This window comes from Lysinibacillus sp. (genome assembly GCF_032093475.1).
GTDB classification, from domain to species: Bacteria; Bacillota; Bacilli; order Bacillales_A; family Planococcaceae; genus Lysinibacillus; species Lysinibacillus irui.
In genome coordinates, this window is the sequence record NZ_DAMDAY010000158.1 from 1 (window position 1) to 8411 (window position 8411).

An 8411-nucleotide genomic window follows, 5' to 3' on the forward strand; every position below is an offset into this window, starting at 1 on the left:
AAATAGGGTGGAACCGCTCGAAAATAAGGAGAAGTCGCTCGTAAATAGTGTGAAGCCGCTCCAAAAAAGTGAGAAAGCGCTCATAACAAGGCAAAAGCCGCTCGTAAATAGTGTGAGCCGCTCGTAACGTGAGTCAAACCGCTCAAACAAGGGAGCCAAACATAATCCATTTCTAAAATAATATAAAAAGTAATGTATCCGGGGGAACAACAATGCCATTTTGTCAGATTAAGAAAGCGAATATTTATTATGAAGTAATTGGAACAGGAACACCGATTATCATGCTACATGGATTTTCTCCTGATCATCGATTGATGAAAGGATGCATGGAGCCTATTTTTGATGGGCGTGAGGGGTGGAAACGTATTTATTTAGATCTTCCTGGAATGGGCAGAACGACAGATTATTTAACTATTGAGAATTCAGATGAAATGCTAGATGCGGTCATTGAATTTATAGACGAAATTATCCCTAATGAACCCTACTTGTTGGTGGGGGAATCGTATGGTGGCTATTTAGCGCGTGGCATTATGAGAAACTCTATGGAACAACTATTGGGGGCAGCCTTTATCTGTCCTCTAATTATTCCTGAGAAACAACATCGAACAGTGCCAGAGCATCTTGTGATGAGAGAAGATCCTATATTTTTATCAACATTAAGCCAGCAGGAGAAAGACGATTTTAAGGCGCATCAAGTTGTACTGGATGCCTATAACTGGCAACGCTACACGACAGAGGTGCTAGCAGGATGTAATAGAGCAGATCAAGATTTTTTAGAAAAAATTCAGCAAAGCTATCATTTTTCCTTTGCCGTTGATCAACAGTCCTTTGGCATGCCTAGCCTCTTCTTACTGGGAAAACAAGATTCAGTAGTTGGCTATAAGGACGCGTTTTCGATTCTAGAGATGTATCCAAGAGCAACCTTTGCAATTTTAGATATTGCTGGTCATAATTTACAAATTGAACAAGCTGATTTATTTAAAAATCTAATGAGTGAGTGGTTGGACCGAGTAGAGGGAGAGAGGGGATAAAATGATACTTGCCAATGAAACAGTTTGGCGAGGTATTACGTAGATTACTATTTCATTGAAAGGAGTTGATTGTTAGTGCAGTATAAATACAATCTAGATGACATTTCATCGGATATGTTGAGAGGCTTTTTTGTAGATTGGCCCAATCCACCTAGCCCGCAAACACACTTAAAACTATTGGAAAATAGCAGTAACGTCGTCACTGCGGTTGATGAACAGTCTAAGCAGGTAGTAGGATTTATAACAGCAATTAGTGATGGAGTTTTATCGGCTTATATTCCATTCCTTGAAGTACTTCCAGCATATAAAAATAGAGGCATTGGCAAGGAATTAATCAAGCGAATGCTGGATGAGCTGAGTAATATTTATATGATTGATTTATGTTGTGACGATGATTTAATTCCTCTATATGAAAAATTTGGGATGATCAGATCCAATGGAATGCTCATGAGAAATTACAAAATGCAATCAGGAATACCGAATGAATAGTTTAATACTATAAAAGACAAAAATGTTGCTCATTCAACGTTTTTGTCTTTCTTTTTAGCTGTTTACAATTCTTTTAGTATGTTTAAATTTTTAATAAACAACTCCATCACATCAATATTGATCGTTGTCCAATCTTGATATGCGGGGGGAATTGAAACGTCTTCCATGTTACTTACCTTTTTCGATAACAATTTCATTTCATTAATATAGTTTTTTAGCTTGATGATATCTTTTTTAGTCCCTATGGATCCGTGACCAGGGATGGCCTTTTGAATGGCTAAGTTATTTACTTTTTCTAAAATATTTTCCCATTGTGTTGGATTGGAATATGGGAAGAATGATGGATGCATACCGACAAATAGAAGATCAGCCATAAAAATGATTTCATCTTCAGGAATATAAAGAAACGAATCACAGGGAGAATGACCAACTCCCAGTGTCATTATTCTTGCAGTACGTTTGGTTCCAAAAATAGTAAACTCGTGCGTAAAAGTATATTGCGGCAAAACTAATTCCAGGCGAGGGATTGAGATTTCCATCTCCTTTAAAAAACTTATTTCATTCAATTTCTGTGTATCAGTTGGATGAGCATTTTGTTCAAGTGAGGCAATGTACTTTTTTAACCCTTTCAAATCGGCTTTCTGTTCGGCTATTTTTGCTGGATGGTTTTCCTTCATTTGTTGAAGTGTTGTTTGACTAGATAATATATGACAATCTTTAAATACTTGGTTTCCTCTCGTATGATCGCTATGTAAATGACTATTAATTACCCAAGAGACGGGTTTGCTCGTAATACTTTCAGCTAGATTCCTTAGATCTTCAGCGGCTTGCTGAGTGTTAAATGTATCAAAAATAATCGTTTTATCGCCTAAATCAATGAAACCAGCATTGCCAAACGCGCCACCACCATCTTTCGCAATAGCAGCATAAATGCCTTCACTTACTTTTTCAAGATTAAAATGACTGGAATAGTAATTACTCATTAAATTTCCCTCTCTTTTTTATATGGTGTTTAGTATAGATAATTCGTGTTACTAAATAAAAAAACCTGCACTATTCATTCTTCTTTTATTAATTCGTAAAACTATATTACCATAAATACCCATTTGAAAATGGTTGTCACAGGCAAGTGATTGTCTTAGTGGGCACATAATAAAAGAGCCATTGTTCCTGCCGTAGCGTTGCACTGCACTTTCGGGACAGAAAACAAATCTGCCATTTCGGCAGATTTAAGAGAACATTTTGTCCCTGCCGTTGCGCTTCGCTGCACTTTCGGGATAGAAAACAAATCTGCCATTTCGGCAGATCATAAAAGAGCTTTTTGTCCCTGCCGTTATGTTGCACTCCACTTTCGGGACAGAGCTAGACTTGTCCCTGCCGCTGCGCTTCGCTGCACTTTCGGGACAGAAAACAAATCTGCCATTTCGGAAGATTTAAGAGAACATTTTGTCCCTGCCGTTGCGCTTCGCTGCACTTTCGGGACAGAGCTAGATGGCCCAAATATGAGCCATCTAGCTTGTAACTAATTTGTAACTGGACTTTTATATATTGTTGTCATAGCAAGAAAGCGCTTTCTATTGAGCTTATCTTAAAGGGGGATTTGGGATGAAGAGGCATTGGCATTGGTTTCTTTTTGTGATAGTAGCTGTATTGTTGGTGGCATGTAATGGGGAAGAGGCAAAGGATGAAGGAGCGGGTGCGGATACTTCTGATGGTGAGACGAAGGCGGTGACGGCAGAAGGGGGCACGATCAAGATTGGGGTGCTTGCTTCGTTAACTGGGGCGCTTGAGTCTTATGGGAAGCAAACACAGCGGGGATTTGATTTAGGGATTGAATATGCAACCGGCGGTACGATGGAGGTCAATGGGAAGAAAATAGAGGTTGTTTATGAAGATACCGAAACGAAGCCTGAGGTGGCTGTGCAGAAGGCTACAAAGCTATTAGAAGATGATCAGGTTGATTTTTTAGTAGGTTCTTCCAGCTCTGGTGATACGCTGGCTGTCCTACCACTTGCTGAGGAGTATGAAAAAATTATGGTGGTAGAGCCTGCGGTGGCTGATAGTATTACGGGTTCAGAATTTAATGAGTATATTTTCCGTACGGGTCGGAATTCCTCACAGGATGCCTATGCAGCAGCAGCGGCCATTGCTGGAGAGGGTGTGAAGATTGCTACGTTTGCACCGGATTATTCGTTTGGCTGGGATGGTGTAAATGCCTTTAAAACAGCAGCGGAGAAATTGGGGGCTGAGATTGTCTTAGAGGAATATGCCGATCCAGCAGCAACTGATTTTACGTCCAATTTACAAAAGGTAATTGATGCGAAGCCTGATTATTTATTTGTGGTTTGGGCGGGGGCTAATTCACCTTGGAATCAAATTGCAGATCTTAAAATTCAAGAAAAGGGCATAAAAATTTCAACTGGGGCGCCTGATATTATTGCACTGCAATTTATGAATCCGTTGATTGGCATGGAAGGCTTCTCGGTGTATTACCATACGCTTCCACAAAATGATGTCAATAAATGGTTAGTTGATGAGCATCAAAAACGCTTCAATGAAGTACCAGATTTATTTACACCTGGTGGTATGTCTGCAGCGATTGCCATTGTGGAGGCATTGAAACAATCGGATGGGGATGCGGATGCTAACAAGCTGATTGACATTATGGAAGGGATGTCATTTGAGACACCAAAAGGCACGATGACGTTCCGCGAAGAGGACCATCAGGCACTTCAGTCAATGTATTCAATTCGCTTAGAGCAGCAAGATGGTGTGGATTATCCTGTACCAGTACTTATTCGTGAATTAAGTCCTGAGGAAACAGCACCTCCCGTTATGAATTAGACATTTGAGAGGCGGCGTCACGCTGTCTCTCTACATAATCACTAGAGATGAAGGGAGTAGAAGATGGAGCCGATACTTTACACCGAAAATTTAACGATTCGTTTTGGCGGACACACCGCTGTAGACCGCGTCAATTTTCAAATGCCAGAAAAGCATTTGAAATCGATCATTGGGCCGAATGGAGCTGGTAAAACCACCTTTTTTAATTTGATAAGCGGAGAGCTAAAGCCAACAACAGGCGATGTTTATTTTAAAGGACAATCGCTGGCCAATAAGTCAGCCATTGAAAGAACTCGTATGGGGTTGGGTCGTTCCTTTCAAATTACGAATGTATTTCCAAACTTATCGGTCCTCGAAAATGTACGTTTAGCCGTCCAATCCAAGGAGAAAATTCGTTATCAGCTATTCCGACATTACAAAAGCTATAAGGCGATTACTGCTAAAGCAGAGGAATTATTGTCTCTCGTTTTACTCGACAATAAACGTAATGCCCTCACAACGATGTTATCGCACGGGGAAAAAAGAAAGCTTGAAATTGCCATGCTATTGGCGTTAGATACGGAAATTTTACTGCTAGATGAACCTACAGCAGGTATGTCATTAGAGGAAGTACCTACGATTTTAGAAGTCATTCGGACAATAAAACAACAAGGGGATAAAACGATTCTGCTCATTGAACACAAAATGGATATGATTTTAGATGTATCCGATTCCATTATGGTGTTGTTTAATGGCCAGCTACTAGCAGACGGTTCACCAGAGGAAATCATGAATAATGATACCGTGCAACATGCATATTTAGGAGGGCTGTACAATGACCACCTTACTGACATTAAATGAGGTTCATACACATATCGGTCAATATCATATTTTGCAGGGCGTTAATTTTGAAGCGAAGGAGGGGCAGGTTACCGTACTGCTGGGACGCAATGGGGCAGGTAAAACGACCACGCTGAAAACGATAATGGGGTTAACGCCGGCGACAAAGGGAGACATTGCTTTTCGCTCTCATTCAATTAAAAAAAGCCCAACCTATAAAGTAGCCAAATTAGGGATTGGCTATGTGCCAGAAAATCAAGGGATCTTTGCGGATTTAACAGTTGAGGAAAATATGAAAGTAGCAATGCGTAAGGAGGATCCTGCGACATTAGAGCGGCAGCAGTATGTGCTTGAGCTATTTCCGGACTTAAAGAAGTTTTGGAAAAAGGCAGGAGGGCATTTGTCTGGTGGTCAAAAGCAAATGCTGTCCATGGCAAGAGCCTTTATCAATGATAGTCAATTAATTTTGATTGATGAGCCGTCTAAGGGACTTGCGCCCATTGTAGTGGAGAAGGTAATGGAAGCCATTGTGGAAATGAAAAAGAAAACGTCCATTGTCCTCGTGGAGCAAAACTTTATCATGGCTAGTCGGATTGGTGATACCTACACCTTAATAGATGATGGCAGGACCGTGCATTCGGGCCATATGAAGGATCTCATTCATAATGAAGAACTAAAGCGGAAATATCTTGGAATTGGATGAAGGGGGTGACCATCTTTGGAGCTTTTCGTCAATTTAATCATTAATGGCTTGGCAACGGGGATGCTGATTTTTTTACTAGCAGCAGGCTTGACGTTAATTTTTGGCTTAATGGATGTGTTGAACTTTGCGCATGGTGGGTTATTTGTTTGGGGCGCCTATGCGGGAATTTTTATTTATATGTTTACGGAAAGTTTCCTTATTGGAATTCTTGGGGCGATTGTGACGGGTGCGTTACTTGGATTAATCACAGAGAAAATTATTATTACGCCCGTTTATGGCAATCATATTCAGCAAATTTTAATTACCCTGGGGCTAATGCTTGTGCTACAGGAACTCATTAAAGTGGTCTTTGGCCCAAATGGTGTTGCGGTAAAAACACCTAGTTATTTAGCGGGTAGCTGGGAAATTGGTGATGTTATTATTATTAAATATCGTTTATTTATCATTGTGATAGGTTTCGTTATTTTTGGTATTTTCCAATACATGCTGAAGCGTACAAAGATTGGATTAATCGTTCGTGCAGGTGTACAGGATAAGGAAATGGCACAGGCCCTTGGTATTCATATTAAGCGTGTATTTTTATATGTTTTTATGGTGGGCGCAGCGTTGGCGGCACTTAGTGGGATGTTGATGGCGCCCTATTCTGGAGTTATTTACGCAGAAATGGGCATGGAGTATGCCATTTTAGGCTTTATTGTAGTGGTCATTGGCGGTATGGGTAGTTTTTCGGGCTCTTTGCTTGCAGCTATTTTAGTAGGGCTTGCGGGTAGCTTTATGGCTTATTATGTGCCTGTCTTGTCACTAGCAGTCAATATGATTCTCATGGCCATCGTGTTAATTTTCCGTCCACAGGGGCTGTTCGCGATGCGAAGGGAGCGAACATCATGAACAATAAAATATCCTTGCGTTATATAGCCTTTTTCCTTTTACTAGCAATTTTTATTGTTCTTCCTTTTGTCAATGATTCGAGAACTTTGCTCATTTTACTAACGCAAATCTTTATTTTTGGGATATTAGCAATGAGCTATGATATTTTACTAGGCTATACAGGAATTGTCTCATTTGGGCACGCTATGTTTTTTGGCATCGGTGCCTATACGACCGCAGTCATGCTCAAGCAAATCGATAATACACTGTTAATCTTTGTGCTGTCCATAGTGACGGGCATGGTTCTGGCAGGGTTCATTAGTTTTTTAGTAGGGTTATTGACCTTGCGTCTGAAAAGTCATTTCTTTGCGATGCTTACGCTTGCTTTTTCAGGATTATTTTTAGTATTAGCTGAAAAGTGGCGCTCTGTCACGTATGGCAATGATGGCTTTACTTTTCGAGCACCCGATATGTTTAGAGATCGGATGACATTTTATTTCTTTGTGCTAGCAAGCCTAGTGCTCATCTTCTTAGCACTTTATCGTTTTGTGAACTCGCCGACAGGTCGCATTTTAATTGCTGTACGAGAAAATGAACAACGGACGAAATCATTAGGCTTTAATACGTTGCACTATAAAGTTATAGCCTCCGTTGTTGCGGGCATAGTGGCAAGCTTTGCAGGCTCCTTATATGCAGTGTCATTGCGTTTCGTCAATACAAGTGTGATGGCAATGGATATTACACTCGATGCCCTCTTAATGACGATAATTGGTGGGGTCGGCACGTTAGTCGGACCATTATTAGGAGCGGCTGTCATTGAATATGCTCAGCACGCTCTATCCGGCTTGGCACGAGATTATCCAATTTTTGAACGCTGGATTATCTTCTTTGGCATTCTTTATATTTTAGCTGTCATCTTTTTCCCAAAGGGCATTATTGGCTCACTAAAACTACTGTTTTGGAAATGGCGAAGAAAGCTAAAACAAAAGGAAGCGACGGTTGCCCTGCCACAGGAAAAGGAGCGATTTGAATGACAATCGGTATTGTTAGTACAGGTATTTATCTACCTCAAAATAAAATGACAGCGCAAGAAATAGCTGCTCTTTCGAATATTCCTGAGGATATTATTCGTCAAAAAATGGGCATTTATGAAAAGCCAATTCCTGGCGCACATGATCATACGGTGCAAATGGGGATATGGGCGGCACAGGAAGCAATTCAAAAGGCAAATATAGATCCTAAAGATATTGATGTTGTTATTTATATGGGGGAGGAGCATAAGGAATATCCTCTCTGGACAGCTTCCATCAAAATGCAGGAGGAGCTTGGTGCGGTCAATGCATGGGCCTTTGATGTGCAATTGCGCTGTGGCACAACGATTATGGCATTGAAGGTAGCAAAAAGCTTAATGGCCGCAGATGAAAGTATTCAAACTATTCTTCTAGCGGGCGGATATCGGAATGTGGATTTTATCGATTATAGCAACCCTAGAACACGTTTTATGTACAATTTGGCGGCTGGTGGAGGGGCCATAGTATTACGAAAAAATGAGGATAAAAACCAGCTATTAGAGGCTGATATTATGACAGATGGTTCTTTCTCGGAGGATGTCGTCGTTCCGGTTGGGGGAACGAAAACACCGTTAACCCCATCCCATT

The 8411-nt window shown here is 40.7% G+C and carries 9 protein-coding genes; 8 read left to right on the top strand and 1 reads right to left on the bottom strand.

Annotated elements, in window-relative coordinates:
• Nucleotides 1–212: 212 nt before the first annotated feature.
• Nucleotides 213–1031, top strand: a complete 819-nt coding sequence (locus RT445_RS21720) for an alpha/beta fold hydrolase (RefSeq protein WP_313471539.1) — start codon at nt 213–215, stop codon at nt 1029–1031.
• A gap of 75 nt (nt 1032–1106) precedes the next feature.
• A complete protein-coding gene (locus RT445_RS21725) occupies nt 1107–1520 on the top strand; it encodes a GNAT family N-acetyltransferase (RefSeq protein WP_313471541.1) in 414 nt (137 codons plus the stop codon).
• Nucleotides 1521–1582: 62 nt separating this feature from the next.
• On the opposite strand, the gene RT445_RS21730 is transcribed toward RT445_RS21725, so the two are convergent.
• Nucleotides 1583–2503 (bottom strand): MBL fold metallo-hydrolase, encoded by a 921-nt coding sequence (locus RT445_RS21730; protein ID WP_274793217.1) that lies wholly within the window; start codon nt 2501–2503, stop codon nt 1583–1585.
• 622 nt (nt 2504–3125) lie between these two features.
• Here RT445_RS21730 and RT445_RS21735 point away from each other — a divergent pair.
• The 6 genes from RT445_RS21735 to RT445_RS21760 form a co-directional block, all read left to right on the top strand.
• Nucleotides 3126–4364, top strand: a complete 1239-nt coding sequence (locus tag RT445_RS21735; RefSeq protein ID WP_274793216.1) for a substrate-binding domain-containing protein — start codon at nt 3126–3128, stop codon at nt 4362–4364.
• A 63-nt stretch (nt 4365–4427) separates the two neighbouring features.
• Nucleotides 4428–5204, top strand: coding sequence for an ABC transporter ATP-binding protein (locus RT445_RS21740; protein ID WP_274793215.1), 777 nt, complete (start codon nt 4428–4430; stop codon nt 5202–5204).
• Nucleotides 5179–5886: an ABC transporter ATP-binding protein gene (locus RT445_RS21745; protein ID WP_274793214.1), complete on the top strand. Its 708-nt coding sequence runs from the start codon at nt 5179–5181 to the stop codon at nt 5884–5886. Before RT445_RS21740 ends, RT445_RS21745 begins: the two co-directional genes overlap by 26 nt.
• A 15-nt stretch (nt 5887–5901) precedes the next feature.
• Nucleotides 5902–6774, top strand: coding sequence for a branched-chain amino acid ABC transporter permease (locus tag RT445_RS21750; RefSeq protein WP_274793213.1), 873 nt, complete (start codon nt 5902–5904; stop codon nt 6772–6774).
• Nucleotides 6771–7787: a branched-chain amino acid ABC transporter permease gene (locus RT445_RS21755; RefSeq protein ID WP_274793212.1), complete on the top strand. Its 1017-nt coding sequence runs from the start codon at nt 6771–6773 to the stop codon at nt 7785–7787. The genes RT445_RS21750 and RT445_RS21755 overlap by 4 nt, the downstream gene beginning before the upstream one ends.
• Nucleotides 7784–8411 (top strand): 3-oxoacyl-ACP synthase (locus RT445_RS21760; protein ID WP_313471543.1); only part of this gene is annotated, 628 nt, incomplete at its 3' end. The genes RT445_RS21755 and RT445_RS21760, both read left to right, overlap by 4 nt.

Excerpts from the sequence above, each read along its gene's own strand:
- RT445_RS21720 (WP_313471539.1), top strand. The coding sequence starts at position 213 with ATGCCATTTTGTCAGATTAAGAAAGCGAATATTTATTATGAAGTAATT.
- RT445_RS21730 (WP_274793217.1), bottom strand. The coding sequence starts at position 2,503 with ATGAGTAATTACTATTCCAGTCATTTTAATCTTGAAAAAGTAAGTGAA.
- RT445_RS21755 (WP_274793212.1), top strand. The coding sequence starts at position 6,771 with ATGAACAATAAAATATCCTTGCGTTATATAGCCTTTTTCCTTTTACTA.
- RT445_RS21745 (WP_274793214.1), top strand. The coding sequence starts at position 5,179 with ATGACCACCTTACTGACATTAAATGAGGTTCATACACATATCGGTCAA.
- RT445_RS21735 (WP_274793216.1), top strand. The coding sequence starts at position 3,126 with ATGAAGAGGCATTGGCATTGGTTTCTTTTTGTGATAGTAGCTGTATTG.
- RT445_RS21740 (WP_274793215.1), top strand. The coding sequence starts at position 4,428 with ATGGAGCCGATACTTTACACCGAAAATTTAACGATTCGTTTTGGCGGA.